This is a genomic window from Mycolicibacterium cosmeticum, from assembly GCF_000613185.1.
In the GTDB taxonomy this organism is placed as follows: Bacteria; Actinomycetota; Actinomycetes; order Mycobacteriales; family Mycobacteriaceae; genus Mycobacterium; species Mycobacterium cosmeticum.
Map to the genome: position 1 here is coordinate 1,261,293 of NZ_CCBB010000003.1, position 20,974 is coordinate 1,282,266.

Below are 20,974 nucleotides of genomic sequence, written 5' to 3' on the forward strand. Positions count from 1 at the left end.
ACATTGACGTCGTCATGCCCCCACCCCTTCCGTCGCGAACACCGCCGAGGCGTGCGGATCGAACGGGCAGCCCGCGCCGAGGTGCGCCTCGTACTCGGCGCGGAAATACTTGAGCGAGGACATGATCGGGCTCGCCGCGCCGTCGCCGAGCGCGCAGAACGACTTGCCCAGGATGGCGTCGGAGATGTCGAGCAGTGTGTCGATGTCCCCGGATGTCGCGTGTCCGGTTTCCAGTCGTTCGAAGATCTGGGCCAGCCAGTAGGTGCCCTCCCGGCACGGCGTGCACTTGCCGCAGGACTCGTGGGCGTAGAACTGCGTCCACCTCCGCACCGCCCGCACCACGCAGGTGGTCTCGTCGAAGATCTGCAGCGCCTTGGTGCCCAGCATCGACCCGGCACCGCCCACCCCTTCGTAATCCAGTGGCACGTCGAGGTGTTCGGGGGTCAGCATGGGTGTCGAGGATCCGCCGGGCGTCCAGAACTTCAGCTGATGCCCGGCGCGTACCCCGCCGGCGTAGTCCAGCAGTTCACGCAGCGTGATGCCCAGCGGGGCCTCGTACTGGCCGGGCCGGGTGACGTGACCCGACAGCGAGTACAGCGTGAACCCGGGCGACTTGTCCGACCCCATCGACTTGAACCAGTCCACCCCGTTGCGCACGATGGGTGGCACGCTGGCAATGGATTCCACGTTGTTGACCACCGTCGGGCAGGCGTACAGGCCGGCCACCGCGGGGAACGGTGGGCGCAGCCGCGGCTGTCCGCGCCGGCCCTCCAGCGAGTCCAGCAGCGCGGTCTCCTCGCCGCAGATGTAGGCGCCGGCCCCGGCGTGCACCACCAGGTCCAGGTCGAATCCCGAGCCGAGGATGTCCCGGCCCAGATAGCCGGCCTCGTACGCCTCGGCGACGGCGGCCCGCAGCCGGCGCAGCACCGGCACCACCTCACCGCGCACGTAGATGAAGGCCTGCCTGGCCCGGATCGCGTACGAGGCGATGATGGCGCCCTCCACCAGCACGTGCGGGGTGGCCATCATCAGCGGAATGTCCTTACACGTACCGGGTTCGGACTCGTCGGCGTTGATCACCAGATAATGCGGCTTCGGATCCGACTGATTGATGAACGACCACTTCTGCCCGGTCGGGAAACCGGCGCCGCCGCGGCCGCGCAGCCCGGAGTCCTTCACCAGCGTGATGACGGCGTCGGGGTCCATGTCGAGGGCGGCGTCGAGCGCCTGGTATCCGTCATGGCGCAGGTAGGTGGCCAGCGTCCACGACTGCGGCTCGTCCCAGTAGCGGCTCAGTACCGGTGTCAGGGCGGTCATCGCGGCTCCTCGGCGACGCGCAGCCCGGCCAGGGTGGCCGCGCCGGGCGGTGAGGTGTCCGGCGTACCGGGATCCACCCCGGCCAGGATGCGTGCGGTCTGCCGGAAGGTGCACAGCGGGGCGCCGCGGCTCGGGGTCACGGGGGCGCCAGAGCGCAGTTGGTCGACGAGTTCCCGCACTGACGACGGGGTTTGGTTGTCGAAGAACTCCCAGTTCACCATGACCACGGGTGCGAAATCACACGCTGCGTTGCATTCGATGTGCTCCAGGGTGATCGCGCCGTCGGTGGTGGTCTCGCCGGCGTGCACACCGAGGTGTTCGGCCAGCACCTCCAGCAGCGCGTCACCGCCCATGATCGCGCACAACGTGTTGGTGCACACGCCGACCAGATAGTCCCCGGTCGGGGTGCGGCGGTACATGGAGTAGAACGTGGCGACGGCGGTCACCTCGGCGGGGCTCAGGGCCAGTTGCGCTGCGCAGAACTCGACGCCGGCCGGGGTCAGGAAACCGTCTTCGGCCTGCACGAGATGCAGCAACGGCAGCAGCGCCGAGCGTGCCTGCGGATAGCGGGCGATGATCTGTTCGGCCTCGCCGGCCAGCCGGGCGGTCACCTCGGCCGAATACGATTGCGGCCCGGCCGATATCGGCGGTCCCGGTTCGTCGGGCCGCTGGCCCAGCCGCAGGTCGATCGCCGTCACCTGTCCACGCCTCCCATCACCGGGTCGATCGACGCCACCGCCGAGATCGCGTCGGCCACCATGCCGCCCTCGCACATCGCCGCCACCGCTTGCAGATTGGTGAACGACGGGTCGCGGTAATGCACGCGGTAGGGCCGGGTGCCGCCGTCGCTGACCATGTGCACGCCCAGTTCCCCACGTGGGGATTCGACGGCTGCGTACACCTGCCCGGCCGGCACCCGGATCCCCTCGGTGACCAGCTTGAAATGGTGGATCAACGCCTCCATCGAGGACCCCATGATCTTGGCGATGTGCGCGGGCGAATTACCCAGGCCGTCGGGCCCCAGCTTCAGGTCCGCGGGCCAGGCCAGCTTCTTGTCGGTCAGCATCACCGGTCCGGGCTCCAGCCTCTCGACGCACTGTTCGACGATCCGCAGCGACTGTTTCATCTCCTCGACACGAATCAGGTAGCGGCCGTAGGCATCACACCCGTCGTCGGTGCAGACGTCGAACTCGTAGGTCTCGTATCCGCAGTACGGCTGTGCCTTGCGCAGATCGTGGGGCAGGCCGGTGGAGCGCAGCACCGGACCGGTCACCCCGAGCGCCATGCAGCCGGTGAGGTCGAGATACCCGATGCCCTTGGTGCGCGCCTTCCAGATGTAGTTGTCCCGCAGCAGGTTCTCCATGTCGCGGAGCCGACCGGGCAGGATCCTGATCAGTTCGCGTAACTGCGGCATGGCTTCGTCGGGCAGGTCGGCGGCCAGCCCGCCCGGCCGGATGTAGGCGTGGTTCATCCGCAGGCCGGTGATGGTCTCGAACATGGTGAGGATCAGTTCGCGTTCCCGGAACCCGAAGAACATCGCCGACATGGCACCGAGTTCCATGCCGCCGGTGGCCAGCGCGACCAGATGGCTGGAGATGCGGTTCAGTTCCATCAGCAGCACCCGGATGACGCTGGCGCGCTGCGGGATGTCGTCGGTGACACCGAGCAGTTTCTCGACGCCGAGGCAGTATGCGGTCTCGTTGAAGAACGGCGACAGGTAGTCCATCCGGGTCACGAACGTCACGCCCTGCGTCCAGGTCCGGTATTCGAGGTTCTTCTCGATCCCGGTGTGCAGGTAGCCGATACCGCAGCGGGCCTCGGTGATCGTCTCGCCCTCGATCTCCAGGATCAACCTCAGCACGCCGTGCGTGGACGGATGCTGCGGGCCCATGTTGACGACGATCCGCTCGCCGGCGTGTTCGGCGGCAGCGGCGACGACGGCGTCCCAGTCCTGGCCCCCGACCATGACGACGGGGGGTTGATGATCGATGGTCATCAGTTGTAGGACCTCCGCTGATCGGGCGGCGGGATCTGCGCACCGTGGTACTCCACCGGGATGCCACCGAGCGGATAGTCCTTGCGTTGCGGGTGGCCCACCCAGTCGTCGGGCATCTCGATCCGGGTCAGCGCCGGATGACCATCGAAGAGGATGCCGAAGAAGTCGTAGGTTTCGCGTTCGTGCCAGTCGGTGGTCGGATAGACCGAAAACAGCGACGGCACATGCGGATCGGCGTCCGGTGCGGTGACCTCCAACCGGATCCGGCGGTTGTGGGTGATCGACATCAGCGGATACACCGCGTGCAGTTCGCGTCCGTGCTCGTCGGGGTAGTGCACACCGGACACCCCGAGGCACAGTTCGAAACGCAGCGCCGGGTCGTCACGCAGCGTCTGGGCGACCGCCATCAGGTGTTCGCGGCGCACCTCCAGGGTCAGCTCGTCGCGGAACACCACCACGCGTTCGACGGCCGCGTCGTACGCGTCCTGGCCCAGCACGGCGGTCAGCCGGTCGGCGATCTCGTCGAAATAGCCGCCATACGGCCGCGGCGAGCTGCCCGGCAGGGCCACCTCGCGAACCAGGCGGCCGTATCCGGACGTGTCACCGGACCCCTGCACGCCGAACATGCCGCGACGGGTGCCGATGACCTCGACATCGCGGTCGTCGCTCATCTGTCGTTGATTCGCTCCGCGAGCGTCGCTCATCTGTTGTTGATTCGCTCCGCGAGCGTCGCTCATCGCAGCAGCCCCGTCAGCTCGATGGTGGGCCGCGACGCCAACGCCGCCTGTTCGGCCGCGGCAATCGCCTCGGCGCGGTTCACCCCGAGCGGCATCTCGGCAATCTTGGCGTGCAGCTTGAGGATTGCGTTGAGCAGCATCTCCGGACGCGGGGGACAGCCCGGCAGGTAGATGTCCACCGGCACCACGTGGTCGACACCCTGGACCACCGCGTAGTTGTTGAACATGCCGCCCGATGACGCGCACACGCCCATGGCGAGCACCCATTTCGGCTCGGCCATCTGGTCGTACACCTGTCGCAGCACCGGCGCCATCTTCTGGCTGACCCGGCCGGCCACGATCATCAGATCGGCCTGCCGGGGCGTGGCCGAGAACCGCTCCATGCCGAACCGGGCGATGTCGAACCGTGGGCCGGCCGTCGCCATCATCTCGATGGCGCAGCAGGCCAACCCGAACGTCGCCGGCCACAACGACCCTTTGCGGACATAGCCGGCGACCTTCTCGACGGTGGACAGCAGGATGCCGCCGGGCAGCTGCTCCTCTAATCCCATGACAGCCCCCCGCGCCGCCACACGTAGGCGTAGGCGACGAACACCGTCAGCATGAACAGCAACATCTCGACCAGCGCGAACAAGCCGAGCGAATCGAAGGAGACCGCCCACGGATAGAGGAAGACGATCTCGATGTCGAACACGATGAACAACATCGCCGTCAGGTAGTACTTGATCGGAAATCTCTGGCCCGTCGCCAGCTTGGCATCCTCGGCGGGCCGCAGCGGTTCGATGCCGCATTCGTAGGCTTCGAGTTTGGCTCGGTTGTAGCGGCGCGGGCCGATGAGGACGGCGATTCCGACCGAGCCGACCGCGAACACCGCCGCGATCCCCCCGAGAACCAGAATGGGTAGGTAGATGTTCATAGCTCCCTCGCTGGGCTTTCGATGTGAGCTAGAACACAGCTTAGTCACGCTACCGGTCGCGCCGGTGCATTTTGGCTAGGATGAAACCAACAGCTGGGTCGCCGCGCCGTCACCGACGACGACGTGAAGAATCAACGGCCACAGCGCTTTTCGTGCTGCTTAGACAGCGCCCGCGCGCAACAGGGTGGCCACGGTCTCGCCGAGTGCGATCGGGTCGATCGGATGGGGCACCGCGGCTTCGGCCCGCGACCATGACGCCAGCCACGCATCGTCGGCACGGCCGGTGAGCACCAGGATCGGCGGGCAGTCGGTGACCTCGTCCTTCAGCTGCTTGGCCAGCCCCAGTCCGCCGGCGGGCGTCGCCTCACCGTCCAGGATGGCCAGACCGAAGTCCCCATCGGCGATCTGCTCGACGACCATCGGTGCGGTCGCGACATCGAGATAACTCAACTCGGGCAGGTCAGGGTGCACCCGGCGGCCGAGTGCGGACCGCACGGCGTCACGGGTGCGGGGGTTGGAGCTGTACACGAGAATCCGGACCTGCGCATCGGTGTCGGCCACGCTGCGATGCTACGACTGCCGGACGAACACCGCGGTGGCTTCGATGTTCACCGCTTCGCCCATCATGCCCAGCAGATTGCCGTCGACGCCGTAGTGCAGCCGGTTCAAGGTGGTGGTGGTCTGCAGCCGCAGCGCACCGTCACCGGCGGACCGCACATGGGTGGCGAGCTCGAGGTCGCGCTGCGTGTCCTTGACCGACAGCGTGGCCTGCAGCAGCACCCATCCCGTGCCGGTGACCTCACCGGAGTGCACCACCACGGTGATGCTGGGAAATCTCTGTACGTCGAAGAAGTCGGGGGAACGCAGATGCGTGTCGCGTTTACCGATCCCGGTCTTCAGCGACGCCGCGTCGATGTCCAGCCGGCCGGTCACGTCGATGCCGTCCGCGGCGGCGGCGACCCGCCCGGATCCCGTGACGCCGCCGAAGGTGCCCTTGACGTGGGCCAGGCCCCAGAAGGTCGGGCTGTGGAACTCGATCCTGGTGCGTTGCGGGTCCAGCCGCCAGTCGCCGATCCAGTTGGTGTCCGTCATGCCATCAACGGTGCCATATCCGCCGGGTCGAAATACTCGTCGATCCGGGTGATCAGGCCGTCGTCACCCACTTTGATGACGATGCAGACCCGCAGTGCGATCGAGCCACCGGTGACGACCTCGGCGTGCAGCAGGTGCTGCTGCACGAAACCGCCGTCGAAAAGCTGTCGGTCCAGGATCTCGTACCGGCGGGCGGTGGTGCGGTCGAGGAACCACCGGATGACCTTGAGGGCACGCCGGCGGTCATTGTCGTGGGTGTCGCCGCTGTGCCACACCGCGACGTCCTCGGCCCACAGCGCCTCGACCCCGGCGTAGTCGCCGGCCTCGATGGCACCGAACAACTGGTTCGCCACGTCGGCGATCATCTGCCCTCCTGCGGGTTGACCTCAAGCATTATTCAGGTTGAAGACTGGACGCCATGAGAGAACGTTTCACGGCCGCATACCAGACGAACACCGCGCCCTGGGTGATCGGTGAACCCCAGCCCGCCATCGTGGAATTGGAGCGATCCGGTGTGCTGCACGGCCGCATCCTGGACGTGGGCTGTGGTCTCGGCGAGCACACCATCCTGCTGACCCGGCTGGGCTACGACGTCCGCGGGATCGATTACGTCGCCGAGGCGATCGCGCAGGCCCGACGCAATGCGCAGGACAAGGGCATCGATGCGCGCTTCGAGGTGGCCGATGCGCTCGACCTGCCCGCCGACCCGAGCTACGACACGATCGTCGACAGCGCGCTGTTCCACATCTTCTCCGACGACGACCGGCCCCGCTACGTCGCAAGCCTGCACCGCGCGTGCGCGCCCGGCGGCCGGGTACACGTGCTGGCCCTCTCCGACGCCGGGCGCGGGTTCGGGCCGCAGGTCGGCGAAGCGACGATCCGCTCGGCCTTCGGCACCGGCTGGGAACTGGAACGGCTGGACACCACCACCTACCGGGGTGTGGTGGGGGAGGCGCACGCCGAACCGCTCGGCCTCCCGGTGGGGACCGTCGTCGACGAGCCGGCCTGGCTGGCCACCGTGCGCCACCTCTAGCTCACTCCCGCTCGTAACCGGGATGCGCGACGGCCAGCCGATGCGCCACCAGTGCGCGCAGCGCGGGCAGCACCTCATCCCCGGTGGCGCCGGATCTGATGGCCGCGGCCAGCGCGGCCTCGTCGTCGAACCCCAGTTCCTCCAGCGCCCGGAGCGGGGCGGCGGCGGTGGTGTCTGTGGCGTCGGCGAGCAATTCACGTTCGACCATGCGCAACACATTGGCCGCCACCCGGGCCTGGAAGTTCAGGGCGTCGGTGAGCTGACCACTCTCGCGCACCTCGGTTTCCAGGAACTCCGCGACCGCCGCGACGAGTTCGGCCGCCGTCGGCTTGTAGTGCAGATTCATGGGCCCTCCAACGTCACTGGCCCGCCAACAAGGACAGCAGGTCGTACTCGGTCTCGCACACCCGGCGCCCGATGGCCGCCAGTTCCACCGACCGGGTCTGCCCGCAGCGGTGCCGCTCGTACTGGTAGCGACAGATGACGCCCCAGCGCAGGGTGGCCAACACCAGCCACCAGTGCAGCGCACCGCGGTCGATCGCGGCGCCGTCGGCATCCTGGTAGGCGGTGACGAAATCGTCGATGCTGCCCAGGCCGCCCGCGGCGAGTTCCCGGGGAGCGCCGAACCGCCAGGCCCGGATACAGAACCACGCCAGGTCTTCGGCGGCCGCCCCGAGGTGGGTGAGCTCCCAGTCCAGGACCGCCGCCAACCGACCGTCGTCGACGATCAGATTGCCCATCCGGAAATCGCCGTGCACCAGCACGGGCGGGGCCGGCGCGGGGCGGTGGTGTTCCAGCCAGCGGAACGCGTACTCGAAAGTGGCCGTGGTGTCGCCCATCTCGTCGAGCTGGCGGCGGGCGTCCTGCAGCGGATCGGCCATCGGCAGTCCGATGCCGTCGGGCTCGGCGCGGTGAATGCTCGCCAGCGCGCCGGCACACTGTTTCAGCAGCGCGGCCCGGGATGTGCCGTCGAGCGTGCGGGCGATCTTGCGGACGATGGTCTCGCCCTCGACGAACTCGCACACCAGATACGGATTTCCCAGCGGCTCGGTCGAATTGGACGCGGCCAGGACGGCGGGCACCGGGGCCCCGGCCGCGGCGGCGCGGCGCAGTGCCGCGGCCTCCAACTCCATCCCGGCGTGGATCTCGTCGGGCGGGCCGGTGCGCAGGATCAGCGGCCGGTCGTCGGCGGTGAAGGCCCAGGTGGCCCGGCTGGCGCCGCCGGTGAGCACGCGCAGGTCCGCCACGCGGCTCGCACCGAGAACCGACTCCAGTGCCGTCGGCAAGGCCTGGGTGTCGATCACGTGCGGCCGAACTTGAGCATCCGTTGGGCGACGCGGCGGATCTGGATTTCCTCGGCCCCCTCCGTGATCCGGTACCGGCGGTGGTGCCGGTAGATGTGCTCGAACGGTTCGTGCCTGCTGTACCCGATGCCGCCGTGGATCTGCATGGCTCGGTCGGCCGCCTCGCACACCAAGCGGTTGGCCCGGTAGTTGGCCATCGACACCTTGTCCGAGACCTCCATGTGGTGATCCCGGTCCAGATGCCACGCCACGTAATACACCAGCAGCCGCACCATCTGCGCCTCGGTCTGCAACTCGGCCAGCGGCCACTGCACCGCCTGGTTCACCGCCAGCGGCTTGCCGAAAACCACGCGTTCGCCGGCGTATCGGGCCGCCCGGTCGATGCAGTACTGCGCGGCACCGAGACTGCTGGCGGCCTGCCGGATCCGGTTCTCGTGCAGGAACGTCTGGCCGACCTCCAGGCCGTGGTCCACCTCGCCGAGCACGGCGTCGTCGGGCACCCGGACGTTGGTGAGTTCGACCTCGCCGTGGTCGCTGGGCATGTTGAACGTCCACCAGTAGTAGGGGACGTGAAACCCCGGCGCGTCGGTGGGCACCAGGAAGGCGGTGATGCCGGTGGCCGATCCGTCCTGCCCCGAGGTGCGCGCAAAGATGAGGTCGTGCGTGGCGCGGTGCACCCCGGTGTTCCAGCGCTTGGCGCCGTTGATGATCCAGCCGTCGCCGTCGCGGACCGCGGTGGTCTCCAGCCAGGTGGCGTCGCTGCCGTGGTTGGGCTCGGTCAGGCCGAAGGCCATGGAGCGCTGCCCGGTCAGCATCGCCTCGACCCACTCGGCCTTCTGCGCGTCGGTGCCGAACCGGCTCATCATGATGACCTGCGGGAAATTCCCGACGATCGACGACTCGTCCTGCAGATCGTTGTGCAGGCCCAAACCCTTGTGCGCCAGATGCTCCCGGATGACGGCCATGTCCAGGTTGCTGCCGCCGCGGCCGCCGAACTCTTCGGGTAATCCGTAGCGCAGCCAGCCCGCCGCGTCGGCGCGGCGGCGCATCTCGTCGAGCAGGTCCTCCCATTCCCTGGCCGGCACGCCACCACCCGCCAGGTCGGTGCGCGCGAACTCGCGACGCCGGTCGAAGTACTGCATGTGCTCGCGTTCCAGTGGCTTGATCTCGGCCTCGATGAACGCGTCCATCTCGGCCAGCAGCCCCGGAAGGTGTTCGGGTAAAGCGAAATCCACGCTGATCTCTCTTTCGTCCGCTAGGCGCCGTACAGGGTCTTCTTCCAGATCGTCGACAGTGTCCTGATGGCGTCCTCATCGCTGATCTGCAGCTCTGACCCGGGATTGCCCACCACCACGACGGTGAAGTTCTCGAACAGCAACGCGATCGCCGCGGCGATGTGCTCGGGGTCGAGGTCGCCGGCGTAGCCCTGCTCGATGGCCCGACGCACCGAACCGGCCACCATGTCCATGCCGAACCGGCGAAACGCGTGCTGCACCTTGGCGAACCGGGGCTGGGTGGCGCCCAGTTGCGCGACGGCGATCATGATGCCGATGTTCTGCTTGAACAGATTCCAGTAACCCGTCACCACCGTGGTGAAGTACTCGGTGTCCGCGGGGGAGTCGGGCAGCGGCACCCGGGTACCGGACGGCTCCACGATATCGTGCAGGAAGGATTCGGCCAGCGAGGCCAGCAGGTCTTCCTTGTCGTCGAAATAGCGGTAGAACACCGCCGAGGACTTGCCCGCCGCCGAGGTGATATCGGCCAGCGTGGTGCCGTGGAAACCGCGTTCGGCGAACAACTTCCGGGCCGCCAGTTCGATGGCTTCGCGGGTTTGTCGGCCTTTGGCGGTCAGGGCGTCGGCGGGTGTCATGTCAGGCCAGGATGCGATCACCGGCACGCAACAGCGCGCTGGGTAGCTGGTGGCCGACGGCGTCCTGCGCGACCTTGGCGGCCGCGATCGCGCGGTCCAGGTCGACGTCGACGTCGACATCGCTGTCCCGCAGCAGGTACACCAGATCCTCGGTGGCGATGTTGCCCGAGGCGCCGGGTGCGAACGGGCAGCCGCCGAGGCCACCGACGGCCGCGTCCAACCGGGTCACGCCGGCCTGCACGGCCGCGTAAGCGCTGGCCAGTCCGGCCCCGCGGGTGTTGTGGAAATGCGCCCCGAGCGGGATGTCCCCGATGAGCGGTTGCACCTGCGCGACCAGCGCGCCGACCCGCCGCGGCGTGGTGGTGCCGATGGTGTCGGCGATGGCGATCCGGTCCACACCCAGTTCGGTGGCGGCGGTGACGATGTCGAGCACCCGGGCCGGCGGTGTCGGACCGTCGAAGGGGCAGTCCCACGCGGTGGCGATGATGACCTCCACCGTGGCGTCGCCGTCGTGCGCGATGCGTGCCACGTCGGCGATGGCGGCCGTGGCCTCCGCGGTGTCGCGCCCCACGTTGGCGCGGCTGTGCGCGTCGGAAGCCGACACCACGTACTCGAGAGATCGCAACCCGGCCGCGACGGCCCGGTGGGCGCCGTTGGCGCTGGCCACCAGGGCGGAGAATTCGACGTCCGGGAACCGGTACAACTCGGCGGCCAGTTCGGCGGCGTCGGCCAGCGCGGGCACCTTGGACGGGGAGACGAAGGCGGTGGCCTCGATCTCGCGCACCCCGGTGGCGACGATCGCCTCCAGCAGTTCGATCTTGGCGGCCAACGGAATCGGGGTCTCGATCTGCAGGCCGTCACGCAGACACACCTCGCGGATGTCGACCTTCTTCGGCAGGTTCACAGGACCCCCTCGTCCTTGAGCGACCGGATCTCCTCGGAGGACAGCCCGAGCAGTCCGCCGTACACCTCGTCATTGTGCTGGCCGGGGCTGGCCGAACCCGCGTGGTGCACCGAGCCGGGAGACTCGGAGAGCACCGGGACGACGCCGGGCCCCTTGACGTTTCGCCCGATGCGCTCGTCGAAGTGATCGGCGATCATGCCGCGGGCCCGCAGCTGCGGGTCGGTGACCACCTCGGCCACGGTGTTGATCGGCCCGCTGATCACGCCGGCCTCCGACAGCGTGTCGATGATCTCGGCGGGTTGGCGCTGCGCCGCCCAGGCACCGATGATCGCATCCAGCTCGTCCTGATTGCGCCCGCGCGCAACGTGATCGGCGAAGCGCTCGTCGACGGCCAGCTCCGGGCGGCCCATCGCCGCGCAGAGCCGCCGGAACACGGTGTCCTGATTGGCGGCGATCACCACCCAGCTGCCGTTGGCGCTCTGATAGATGTTGGACGGCGCGATACCCTCCAGCCGGGTCCCCGACGGTCCGCGCACCACACCGCCGACGTCGTAGTCCGGGATCGTGGACTCCTGGATGGCCAGGCACGATTCGGTCAGCGCGGTGTCGACCACCTGTCCGACTCCGGTGACGGTGCGCCGGTACAGCGCCGCCAACGCGCCCTGGGCCGCGAACATCCCGGCCAGGCTGTCGCCGAGGGACAACGCCAGCCGCGGGGGCGGCCCGCCGGGGAAGCCGTTCATGTGCCGCAGCCCGCTGGCCGCCTCGGCGACCGAGGCGTAACCGGCCTTACCGGCGTCCGGGCCGGTCTGCCCGTACCCGGAGACCCGGACCAGGATGATGCCCTGGTTGCGGTCGCGCAGCACGTCGTAGCCCAGGCCCCACTTCTCCAGCGTGCCGGGGCGGAAGTTCTCCACGATGATGTCGGAGCGGTCCACCAGCTCCAGGAACAGCTCGCGGCCGCGCGGCGTGCGCAGATCCAGGGTGATGGCTTTCTTGTTGCGCGCGTGCACCGTCCAGAAGAAGTGGTGCCCGTCCAGTTCGGCCTGCCCCCAGGTGCGCAGCGGGTCGGGGGAGGTGGGCAGCTCGACCTTGAGCACCTCGGCCCCCATGTCGCCGAGCAGCCGGCCCGCGAACGGGCCGGAGATGAGGGTGCCCAGTTCGAGCACCCGGACGCCGTCCAAGGCTCCCGGCATCAGACCGAGAATCCGTGCCGGTGCAGCCAGTCGGTGCAGATGCCGACGGCCTGGCGCAACGTGTCGCGCTGGTCGGGTCCGGAGTAGTAGTGGTTGGCGCCGGGGATCTCGTACATCTCCTTGTCCGGATGTCCGATGGCCTGGAACAACCGGCGGGTGTGGCTCGGGGTGCACGCGTCGTCGGCCAGGTTGCCGATCACCAGCGCCGGAACCGCGATATCGGGACCGGCCTTCACCGCGTCACCATGGGCGTCGTCATAACTCCACTGTGACAGCCAGCTGCGCAGGGTGCAGAAGCGGGCGAGCCCCACCGGGCTCATGTTGACCACCCGCGGGTCGCCCAGATAACACTGGCCGGGGGTGCGTTCGTTGGGGTCGACGGTGGGATCCAGCCAGCGCGGGTCGGCCATGGTGCCGTGCACGACGAATGCGAACTCGTCATCCGGGCGGCCCTGTGCCTTCAGCTCGGCGAGCTTGTCCTTGACCCACTTGGTGATTCGCCGATTCCTGGCGGTCTGGGCCTGCCGGTAGCGCTCCAGGAACTCCGGGGTGTAGGGCGGCTGGTTCGGGTTGTCCGGGTTGTACAGGTCCAGCTCGGGATCACGCTGGGACGGGTCCTGCTCGTCGAGGATCGAGGCGTCCAGCCATTCGGTCATGGTGCCGTGCCGGCTGATGTGGGCGGCCAGCAGCATGATGCCGTCGGCCGGGATGAGGCCGAGGGTGGTCAGGTCGGGCCCGTCGCCGGACGGGCTGGCGGTGACCGTCGGGTGCTGGGCCTGCTGTTGGTAGAACACCGACAGTGAGCCGCCGCCGCTCCACCCGGCCAGTACCACCTTGGCGTAACCCAGCCGGTTCTTGGCGTCCTTGATGCACTCGCCGAGGTCTTCGACCACCTTCTCCATCAGCAAGGCGGAGTCGGTGCCGCGGAACCGGCTGTTGCAGTAGATGACGTGATGCCCGGCGCGGGCCAGCGCGTTGATCATCGGCAGGTAGGCACCGCCGCCGATCGGGTGCATGAACACCAGCACGGTATCTGATGGCTTCGTCTTCGGCCGCAGCAGATAGCTTTCCAGCACCACCAGCTCGGCGACGCCGCCGTACACATCACGGACCGACGAGTTGTTCTGGTAGGCAACCAGATATGGGATGCGGTCGTACTCGTGCTTGACGGGCTTCTCCACGGTGGTCACTAGTGCTGCCCCAGATCGTTGGCCAGGATGTCGGCGGACGGCACCAGCCGGCGCCGGGTGTCGATGGCGATCACCGACCAGTCCACCCGGTCGTAGTCGTCGAATTTGCGCCGGGCACGTTCGCGCGCCTTCTCCGGCGCGCCGTGGTGCACCCCTTGCGGCGCATGCGAAATCAGGCCGGGCGGCATGGGAATGCCGTACAGCGAGCCGGCGTGGAAGAAGGCGATCTCGTCGTAGTCGACGTTGCGGTGATACCACGGCGTGCGTTCGGTGCCCGGCACGCTCTCGGCCGGTTTGGGTAGGAAGTTCATCACGTAGACGCCGGTGGCCTGCATGAACAGGTGCACCGTCGGCGGCAGGTGCACGCTCTCGGAGGTGATGACGGTGTAGTCCGCGATGTTGAATGTGAACGGGAAGTTGTCCCCGCGCCACCCTTCCACGTCGAGTGGATGATGTTGGTAGAACAGCGAAGTCGGGCCGCCGTCATGGATCAGCCGGACCTCGTATTCGGCCCTGCCGTCGTCGTCGATCGGTTCCGGTTCGGGGATGGTGACCTGGGCCGGGTCGAACGGGAAGTGCCGGCCCAGGGTGCCCGGCGGCGGCACCCGGAAGTCGTCGGTGGCCTGGATCATCAGCCAGGTGCTCTCGGTGTCGGGCACCTGGCGGAAGGTGCAGGCCTTGGGCAGGTACACCCAGTCGCCCTCGCGGTAGCGCAGCGGCCCGAACTCGGTCTCCAGCAGACCCGTACCGGCGTGCACGAACAACAGCAGGTCGCCGTCGACGTAGCGGACGAAGAACGGCATCTCGGCGCTGCGCCGGCTCAGCAACACCTGGCAGTCGGCGTTGGAGAACAGCAGCAGGGGACCGCCGTGCGGATCGGTGGCGTCGGTGGGCTTGAGTTCGGACGACAGCACGTCGGTCGGGCGCAGCGGGCCGACGGCGCGGTAGGCGGTGGGGTCGTGACGCCGGTACATGTTGGCGGTGCGCCCGACGAAGCCGCCGCGGCCGAGCTCATCGTCTTTGAGACCGTCCAGATCGGCATGTACCCGTCTCGGGGTCTTGCCCTTGCGCAGGTGGACGAAGGATTCCATCTCGCTCCTCGATGATCGGACGGCGTAAAACTAAAAGTGACATTACTTTTTGTTTCGCGGGATCACAAGGGCCGCCGAGACTGAAGTCAGGGACGGTTCGCCGTCGAGATTCGTCCCTCACTTCAGTCTCGGGATCGATCAGGGCACCGGCACGCCCTCTTTGAGGAACTTCACGCTGGAGATGGAGCCATCGGGTTGCACCGCCAACCGGAACTGGCCGGGGCGCATCTGCATCTGCAGCGGCACGTTGACGATGGTCACGTCATCGCGGGGGATCGACTCGGGCTCGCCGTGCGACTGGAAGGCGCCGAACGTGCGTTGGTACATGTCCCAGGACTCCTGCAATGCCGTGGTGGGCAACAGCTTCTGCAGGGTCGGGTTGAATTGGGCCGCGGCGGCGGGGTAGTCGCCCCGCACGATCTCGTCCAGCGTGGTCAATGCGACCTGGTCCGGGGTGTCGGCGGCCATCGCCGGCGGCGCCACGGCACCCGCGCAGGCCAGGAGTGTCGAAACGGCGGCCGCCAACCCGAGAGTGTGTCGCTGCATGCGAATCACCCTATGCCTCACGGGCTCAGATCATCGACGTCCGTGGAATCTTCATGCCGAGGGCCAGTGCGCCGGCGAGTTCGCGGCTGGTGTCGTAGTCGAACACCACATGCCCGGCCAGCACGTCGACATCGCGTTTGAAGCGTTGCAGCGGACTGGACAGGAAGTGGATGCTGGCGCCGCCCGCGCCCAGCAGTTCGGTGATCATTGCCCGCGATTCGGCGACGATGTGGGCCGCGGCCAGCCGGGCCTGCGCGCGGACGGGCTTGTCGACGGTGTCGCCGCGCTGCACGACGGCCTCGATCTCGCCGACGGTGTCGGCGAGCAAGCCGTGCAGGGCCCGCAGCCGGACCTGTGCCCCGGCCAGGTGCGCCTGGGCGATCGGCTTGTCCTTCTGTACGACGCCCTCGTACGGCAGCACCCGTTCGGCCAGCCGGTCGGCGTACAGCCGGGTGACCCGCTCGGCGCTGCCCAGCGCCGGCATCGCGGCCAGCAGCGCCAGCGCCGGCACCATGGGCCAGCGGTAGGTGGCGACGTCGTGCAGGCCGGCGCCCGGCGCGGTGCCCGCGTAGATGTCGGTCACCTTGACCAGTCGATGCTCGGGCACGAACGCGTCGGTGACGATCGCGTCGTTGGAGCCGGTGGCCCGCGTCCCGTCGGTGTGCCAGATGTCGGCGACGGTGACCGCACTCATCGGCAGCAGCGCCAGCGCCGGGTAGGGCGCATCGTCCGGTCCGCAGAGGGCGGCCACGATGATCCAGTTGCCGTGCATCACCCCGGTGGCCCACGACCATCGCCCGGTCAGCCGGATGCCGCCGTCGACGGGCCGGCCCCGGCCGGTCGGGGCCAGCGGCGCGGGCGCCAGGAACGGCCTGCTGCCGAATGCCTCGTCCTGGGCCTGCTCGCCGAACAGCGCCAGCATCCAGTTGTGCAGCGTGAAGAAGCCGATGGTCCAGGCGCTCGACGTGCAGCCGTGCGCGAGCCGCCGGACCGGATCGAGGAGGGCCGGAAACGGGGCCTGCTGTCCTCCGTACCGGGCCGGAACCAGCAGATCGGTGAATCCGGACGCCAGCAGGTCCTCGAGCGTGGCATCGGGCAGCCGGCGCAGCGTTTCGGCCTCGGCGGCCCGGTCGGCGAGCGCGGCGACGAACTCATCGGTGATTCCGGGCTGCGTGCTCAACATGCCCGGACGCTACCATACTTTTTAGTATGGAAATCAGGTCGCGAGCATGAGATCCAGGAATCGTTCGCTGCGGGCGGCCTGGCCGGGGTGCGGCGTGGAGCCGGAGAGATGGAGTAACCCGATTCCCACGGCGAACGTCGCGTCGGCGCGCAGCTCGGCCTCGTCGGCGTCGAAGCCGTAGTCCAGGAAGGCGCGCCGCACCGCGGCCAGCACGCGGCGATCGGCGGCCCGCACGCTGGCGGCCACCGCCTCGTCGGTGCGTGCCCATTCGCGCATCGCTCGCTCCAGCGTCCAGTGCCGGGGGCTGATCAGCGCGGCCATCATGTGCCGCAGGCGATCGCGAGGAGGCAACGATCCGATCTCTTCCCAGGACCGGCGATCCGCGTCGCGCAGCTCACCCCAACCCTGGACAAGCGCTGTGCGATAGCTGGACATGCCCGTGAAGTGCCAGTAGAAACTGCCCTTCGTCACCTCGAGTCGGTGGCACAAACGGTCGATTTTCAGGGCTTTTATGCCCTCCTCCGCCAGGATTGCGTAGCCGGCCTGCAGCCAGTCGTCGACCGACAAGCGGTTGCTGGGGGAGGTGCGATCGCCGGTCATGAAGCGAAGCCTACGGCGGCACGCCGCGACCCCGGACTTTCTGAACCCGCTGGCTGCATGTTTTACTGCAAGCCGCGACAACTGAAATTCTCGGTCCGCTCTGCTGCCACAACCCGAGGGTCGAGCGGACGCGTGATACCGCCGTGCAACGTCGCGCAGCGGTATTGCTGGGTGGTGCCGGCCTCGTGGTCTTCGCTGCCCAGGGGCGAGCGTGACCGTGAACAATCTGAGTTGGGATGGATTTATGCAGAACGTTGTAGGCCGATGGATGCGCCGGATCGGGGCTGCTGCCGCCGCGGCGCTCGTCATTCCGGGTGCGGTCGCCATGACCGGCGAAACCGCGACCGCCGGTGCTTTCTCGCGCCCCGGTTTGCCGGTTGAGTACCTCCAGGTGCCCTCGCCGTCGATGGGCCGCGACATCAAGATCCAGTTCCAGAGCGGAGGCGAGGGTTCGCCCGCCGTCTACCTGCTCGACGGCCTGCGCGCCCAGGACGACTTCAACGGCTGGGATATCAACACCCCGGCGTTCGAGTGGTTCCTCAACAGCGGCCTGTCGGCGGTCATGCCGGTCGGCGGGCAGTCCAGCTTCTACGCCGACTGGTACGCGCCGGCCCGCAACAAGGGCCCGACGCTGACCTACAAGTGGGAGACCTTCCTGACCCAGGAACTCCCGCAGTGGCTGCAGGCCAACCGTGGCATCAAGCCCACCGGCAGCGCCGCCGTCGGCCTGTCGATGGCCGGCTCGGCCTCGCTGACCCTGGCGATCTGGCACCCGGAGCAGTTCATCTACGCCGGTTCGCTGTCGGGCTTCCTGAACCCCTCCGAGGGCTGGTGGCCGTTCCTCATCAACATCTCCATGGGTGACGCCGGTGGCTTCAAGGCCGACGACATGTGGGGCAAGACCGAGGACCCGAACAGCGGTTGGAAGCGCAACGACCCGATGGTCAACATCGACCGCCTGGTCGCCAACAACACCCGCATCTGGGTGTACTGCGGTAACGGCCAGCCCAACGAGCTCGGCGGCGGCGACCTGCCCGCCACCTTCCTGGAGGGCCTGACCATCAAGACCAACATCACCTTCCGCGACAACTACCTGGCCGCGGGCGGTAAGAACGGCGTCTTCAACTTCCCGGACAACGGCACGCACAACTGGGCGTACTGGGGCCGGGAGCTGCAGGCGATGATCCCCGACATGCAGCGCACGCTCGGCTGAGCTGACGCATAGCGAAATCCCCCGGGACCGTATTGGTCCCGGGGGATTTTGCTATGCGGAGGTCCTCACGGCTTGGCCATCGGGACCGGCTGCGGCGCAACACGTTCGCGGTGCCGCTGGTTGACCCGGGCCGCGCGCGCGACGAAGCCGGGCCGGAACAGCCGCATCGGTGAGTCGAGCATGCCGGTGACCCGCAGCAACTGAATCGCGGTGTCGTCGTCGGCTTCGGCCGCCCGCATCACCCAGTCGAGGTAGGCGTTCGACAACCGCATGGGCAGCGGGCGCGGGCCGGGCACCTCCGGCAGGGACAGGTCCGAGCCCACCGCGGTCTGCCAGGCCACCCGCAGTCGACGCGCGCCGGCCCGGAAGAACCGGTGCGCCAGATCGCGATCGCCGTGACTCAGGCAGTCCCGCAGGATGGTCGACTCGATCGCCGCAACCGTCATGCCCTGTCCGTAGATCGGGTTGAAGCTGCAGATCGCGTCGCCGAACACGAGCAGACCGCGCGGGAAGCGCGCCATCTTGTCGTAGCGCCGCCAGCGGTTGGACGGCACCCGGTAGTGCTCGACATCGCTGAGCGGGGTCGCGGCGCGCACGGCCGCCAGCGCATGTGGCGGCGCGAAACCTTCACCGAAGGCCAGCAATTCGGCCCGATCGGCGGGCGGCTCCTGGCCGACCATCGAGCCCACCGTCATCATCCAGGTGTCGTGCTCGTAGCCGACGAGGGTCCATGTCCGGGGACGGCCAGGTGCTGGGAACAGCCCGATCATCTGCTCGTGCAGGGTGCCGGGCGGGATGCGCAGCAGTTGGCTGGCATAGGCCAGCTTGACGACCAGTTCGTCCTCGCGCGGGCGGCCGTAGCCGAGCTCGTCGAGGAACACCGGTGTGCGCGAGCCTCGCCCCGTCGCGTCGACGACGATATCCGCACCGATGATCCGGTGGTCGTCACCGCCGTGCCGGGCCACCCGGACACCGGTGACGTCACCGGCCCCGTCCGACGAGAGACCGATGACATCATGGCCGTCCAGCACGGTCACGTTCGGGATGGCGCGCACCCGCCGGCGGATGTTGCGCTCCAACAGGGCACGGCTGGGAAAGTACAGCGGCGGAGCGCCCGGCGAGACGACGTCGCGGTGGTGCGCGAATTCGTGACCGCCGATGGCGATATGCAACCGCGTCAGCTCGGTACTCCACGCCGCCACACCGTCGGCGACCAGTTCGTCGCCGAAGCCGGGGAAGAGTTCGGTGAGGATCTGGGCGCCCCGGGCCAGCAGCGCGTGCCCATGCCGGCCCTGCGGGACACCGCGGCGCGGGACCGCTTCGTCGTCGAGCACATCGCGTTCGACGATCAGGACATCGCGATACCGTTCGGACAGCACCCGTGCCGCCAGGAGGCCGCCGACGCTGGCGCCCAGGACTATCGCGCGATCACCGATATTCGCCATTTCTGGAGTGTCGGTGCGCGGGCGGCAGCGGCATAGAGTATGCCGGTACTCGAAAACGACGACGGCGTCCGCGCGAATCCCGCACGGACGCCGCCGATCGTCACGGACGCTACTTCAGCTGCGCCGAGGACAGCCCCAGCAGCCGCCGGGCGACCACCAGCTGCTGAATCTGTTGCGTGCCTTCGAAGATGTCCAGGATCTTGGAGTCCCGCGCCCACTTCTCCAGCAGCGTTTCCTCCGAATAGCCTGCGGTACCGGCCATCTCGACGGTCTTGAGGGTGATGTCGGTTCCCACCCGGGCGGCCTTGGCCTTGCCCATCGAGGCTTCCTTGGAGTTGGGGATCTTGTTGTCGGCCTGCCACGCCGAGCGCACCGTCAGCAGGTAGCCCGCCTCCCAGTCGGCCTCCATCCGCAGGAACTCCGCCGCGGCGGCGCTCTGCGCGTGGGCCGGCTTGTCGTAGGAGATCTCGACGCCCGCCTCGGTGAGGATGGTCCGCAGCTCCTCCAGCGCGGCGCGGGCCACGCCGACGGCCATCGCCGCCACGATGGGCCGGGTGTTGTCGAAGGTCTCCATGACCCCGGCGAAACCCTTGTCCACCTTGATCTCCGGATCGCCCAGCAGGTTGTCCTTGGGAATGCGGGCGTTCTCGAAGCGGATCACCGCGGTGTCGGACGCCTTGATGCCCAGCTTGTGCTCCAGACGCTCCACCGTCACCCCGGGATGCTCCCGCGGCACGATGAACGACTTGATGGCCGCGCGGCCCTTCGACTTGTCCAGCGTCGCCCACACCACGATGTGGGTGGCCCGCGAGCCGGCCGTCACGAAGATCTTCTCGCCGTTGATGACGTACTCGTCACCGTCGAGGGTGGCCGTCGTCGACACCGCCGCCGAATCCGAACCGAACGACGGCTCGGTGATCGCCATCGCGGCCCACACCTTGCCGAGCCGCTCGAGCTGTTCCTTGCTGGCCACGCTCGAGATGGCGGCGTTGCCCAGGCCCTGGTACGGCACCGACAGCAGCAGCGCGACATCGCCCCAGCTGATCTCCAGCGCGTTCAACAGCGCAGACATGTTGGCGCCGTTGATGTTCTGGCCGGTGCTGTCGCCGGAGGCGAAGGCCTCGGCCCCGGCGAACGAGATGGTCTTGGCCTCCGAGATGCCCTCGAAGAGGGTGGCCAGGGTGTCCAGCTCGACGGGGTAGGCGTGCTCGGCCTTGTCGTACTTGCGGGAGATGGGACGCAGCATCTCGGCCGCGCCCTGATGCCCCTTCTCGATGACCGCTTGCAGTTTGCGCGGCATTTCCAGATTGATCGCCATGATTTTGAGCCTTTCCAGAGAGC

At 68.1% G+C, this 20,974-nt stretch carries 24 protein-coding genes; 2 read left to right on the top strand and 22 right to left on the bottom strand.

From position 1 onward, the window contains the following. Positions 1 to 12: 12 nt before the first annotated feature. The 9 genes from nuoF to BN977_RS25285 all read right to left on the bottom strand — a co-directional run bounded on the left by nuoF (position 13) and on the right by BN977_RS25285 (position 6,423). The gene (gene nuoF, locus BN977_RS25245) at positions 13 to 1,317 is read right to left on the bottom strand and encodes an NADH-quinone oxidoreductase subunit NuoF (protein WP_036402358.1); all 1,305 of its coding nucleotides are present in this window, start codon (positions 1,315 to 1,317) and stop codon (positions 13 to 15) included. Beyond that, entirely contained in the window at positions 1,314 to 2,015 is a 702-nt protein-coding gene (gene nuoE / locus BN977_RS25250) for an NADH-quinone oxidoreductase subunit NuoE (protein WP_036402361.1), read from the bottom strand. The genes nuoF and nuoE overlap by 4 nt, the downstream gene beginning before the upstream one ends. Continuing rightward, positions 2,012 to 3,313: an NADH dehydrogenase (quinone) subunit D gene (nuoD, locus tag BN977_RS25255; RefSeq protein WP_036402364.1), complete on the bottom strand. Its 1,302-nt coding sequence runs from the start codon at positions 3,311 to 3,313 to the stop codon at positions 2,012 to 2,014. Before nuoD ends, nuoE begins: the two co-directional genes overlap by 4 nt. After that, positions 3,313 to 4,050, bottom strand: coding sequence for an NADH-quinone oxidoreductase subunit C (locus tag BN977_RS25260; protein ID WP_165576371.1), 738 nt, complete (start codon positions 4,048 to 4,050; stop codon positions 3,313 to 3,315). The genes nuoD and BN977_RS25260 overlap by 1 nt, the downstream gene beginning before the upstream one ends. After that, positions 4,047 to 4,601 (bottom strand): NuoB/complex I 20 kDa subunit family protein, encoded by a 555-nt coding sequence (locus BN977_RS25265; RefSeq protein ID WP_024455018.1) that lies wholly within the window; start codon positions 4,599 to 4,601, stop codon positions 4,047 to 4,049. Before BN977_RS25265 ends, BN977_RS25260 begins: the two co-directional genes overlap by 4 nt. Next, positions 4,592 to 4,966 (bottom strand): NADH-quinone oxidoreductase subunit A, encoded by a 375-nt coding sequence (locus BN977_RS25270; RefSeq protein ID WP_024455019.1) that lies wholly within the window; start codon positions 4,964 to 4,966, stop codon positions 4,592 to 4,594. Before BN977_RS25270 ends, BN977_RS25265 begins: the two co-directional genes overlap by 10 nt. Positions 4,967 to 5,125: 159 nt before the next feature. Beyond that, entirely contained in the window at positions 5,126 to 5,527 is a 402-nt protein-coding gene (locus tag BN977_RS25275; RefSeq protein WP_036402368.1) for an Rv3143 family two-component system response regulator, read from the bottom strand. A gap of 9 nt (positions 5,528 to 5,536) precedes the next feature. Further along, positions 5,537 to 6,058 (bottom strand): YceI family protein, encoded by a 522-nt coding sequence (locus BN977_RS25280; RefSeq protein ID WP_024455021.1) that lies wholly within the window; start codon positions 6,056 to 6,058, stop codon positions 5,537 to 5,539. Next, positions 6,055 to 6,423, bottom strand: coding sequence for a nuclear transport factor 2 family protein (locus BN977_RS25285; protein WP_024455022.1), 369 nt, complete (start codon positions 6,421 to 6,423; stop codon positions 6,055 to 6,057). The genes BN977_RS25280 and BN977_RS25285 overlap by 4 nt, the downstream gene beginning before the upstream one ends. A 53-nt stretch (positions 6,424 to 6,476) precedes the next feature. Here BN977_RS25285 and BN977_RS25290 point away from each other — a divergent pair, with 53 nt between their 5' ends. Next, positions 6,477 to 7,091, top strand: coding sequence for a class I SAM-dependent methyltransferase (locus tag BN977_RS25290; protein WP_024455023.1), 615 nt, complete (start codon positions 6,477 to 6,479; stop codon positions 7,089 to 7,091). A 1-nt stretch (position 7,092) separates the two neighbouring features. Here BN977_RS25290 and BN977_RS25295 read toward each other — a convergent pair whose 3' ends face one another. The 11 genes from BN977_RS25295 to BN977_RS25345 all read right to left on the bottom strand — a co-directional run bounded on the left by BN977_RS25295 (position 7,093) and on the right by BN977_RS25345 (position 16,975). Beyond that, positions 7,093 to 7,437: a DUF6285 domain-containing protein gene (locus tag BN977_RS25295; protein ID WP_024455024.1), complete on the bottom strand. Its 345-nt coding sequence runs from the start codon at positions 7,435 to 7,437 to the stop codon at positions 7,093 to 7,095. 13 nt (positions 7,438 to 7,450) lie between these two features. Next, on the bottom strand, positions 7,451 to 8,395 hold the full coding sequence (locus BN977_RS25300; protein ID WP_109790288.1) for a phosphotransferase family protein: 945 nt from the start codon (positions 8,393 to 8,395) through the stop codon (positions 7,451 to 7,453). After that, positions 8,392 to 9,630: an acyl-CoA dehydrogenase family protein gene (locus BN977_RS25305; RefSeq protein ID WP_036402371.1), complete on the bottom strand. Its 1,239-nt coding sequence runs from the start codon at positions 9,628 to 9,630 to the stop codon at positions 8,392 to 8,394. The genes BN977_RS25300 and BN977_RS25305 overlap by 4 nt, the downstream gene beginning before the upstream one ends. A gap of 20 nt (positions 9,631 to 9,650) precedes the next feature. Next, positions 9,651 to 10,265: a TetR/AcrR family transcriptional regulator gene (locus tag BN977_RS25310; RefSeq protein ID WP_036402373.1), complete on the bottom strand. Its 615-nt coding sequence runs from the start codon at positions 10,263 to 10,265 to the stop codon at positions 9,651 to 9,653. Position 10,266: 1 nt separating this feature from the next. Continuing rightward, positions 10,267 to 11,169, bottom strand: coding sequence for a hydroxymethylglutaryl-CoA lyase (locus tag BN977_RS25315; protein ID WP_036402375.1), 903 nt, complete (start codon positions 11,167 to 11,169; stop codon positions 10,267 to 10,269). Beyond that, positions 11,166 to 12,365 (bottom strand): CaiB/BaiF CoA transferase family protein, encoded by a 1,200-nt coding sequence (locus BN977_RS25320; protein WP_036402378.1) that lies wholly within the window; start codon positions 12,363 to 12,365, stop codon positions 11,166 to 11,168. The genes BN977_RS25315 and BN977_RS25320 overlap by 4 nt, the downstream gene beginning before the upstream one ends. After that, entirely contained in the window at positions 12,365 to 13,555 is a 1,191-nt protein-coding gene (locus BN977_RS25325; RefSeq protein ID WP_084172671.1) for an alpha/beta hydrolase family protein, read from the bottom strand. The genes BN977_RS25320 and BN977_RS25325 overlap by 1 nt, the downstream gene beginning before the upstream one ends. Continuing rightward, positions 13,555 to 14,646, bottom strand: a complete 1,092-nt coding sequence (locus tag BN977_RS25330; protein WP_036402380.1) for a homogentisate 1,2-dioxygenase — start codon at positions 14,644 to 14,646, stop codon at positions 13,555 to 13,557. The genes BN977_RS25325 and BN977_RS25330 overlap by 1 nt, the downstream gene beginning before the upstream one ends. Positions 14,647 to 14,784: 138 nt before the next feature. Continuing rightward, the gene (locus tag BN977_RS25335; RefSeq protein ID WP_036402382.1) at positions 14,785 to 15,192 is read right to left on the bottom strand and encodes a DUF3887 domain-containing protein; all 408 of its coding nucleotides are present in this window, start codon (positions 15,190 to 15,192) and stop codon (positions 14,785 to 14,787) included. A gap of 25 nt (positions 15,193 to 15,217) precedes the next feature. Continuing rightward, positions 15,218 to 16,375, bottom strand: a complete 1,158-nt coding sequence (locus BN977_RS25340) for an acyl-CoA dehydrogenase family protein (protein ID WP_036402384.1) — start codon at positions 16,373 to 16,375, stop codon at positions 15,218 to 15,220. A 33-nt stretch (positions 16,376 to 16,408) separates the two neighbouring features. Then, a complete protein-coding gene (locus BN977_RS25345; RefSeq protein WP_036402387.1) occupies positions 16,409 to 16,975 on the bottom strand; it encodes a TetR/AcrR family transcriptional regulator in 567 nt (188 codons plus the stop codon). 244 nt (positions 16,976 to 17,219) lie between these two features. Here BN977_RS25345 and BN977_RS25350 point away from each other — a divergent pair, with 244 nt between their 5' ends. Further along, entirely contained in the window at positions 17,220 to 18,188 is a 969-nt protein-coding gene (locus BN977_RS25350; protein ID WP_036402390.1) for an esterase family protein, read from the top strand. Positions 18,189 to 18,253: 65 nt separating this feature from the next. Here BN977_RS25350 and BN977_RS25355 read toward each other — a convergent pair whose 3' ends face one another. Together BN977_RS25355 and BN977_RS25360 are read right to left on the bottom strand one after the other, a co-directional pair. Further along, on the bottom strand, positions 18,254 to 19,633 hold the full coding sequence (locus BN977_RS25355; RefSeq protein ID WP_036402392.1) for an FAD-dependent oxidoreductase: 1,380 nt from the start codon (positions 19,631 to 19,633) through the stop codon (positions 18,254 to 18,256). A 109-nt stretch (positions 19,634 to 19,742) separates the two neighbouring features. Beyond that, entirely contained in the window at positions 19,743 to 20,951 is a 1,209-nt protein-coding gene (locus BN977_RS25360) for an acyl-CoA dehydrogenase family protein (RefSeq protein WP_024455037.1), read from the bottom strand. Between the last annotated feature and the right edge of the window lie 23 nt (positions 20,952 to 20,974).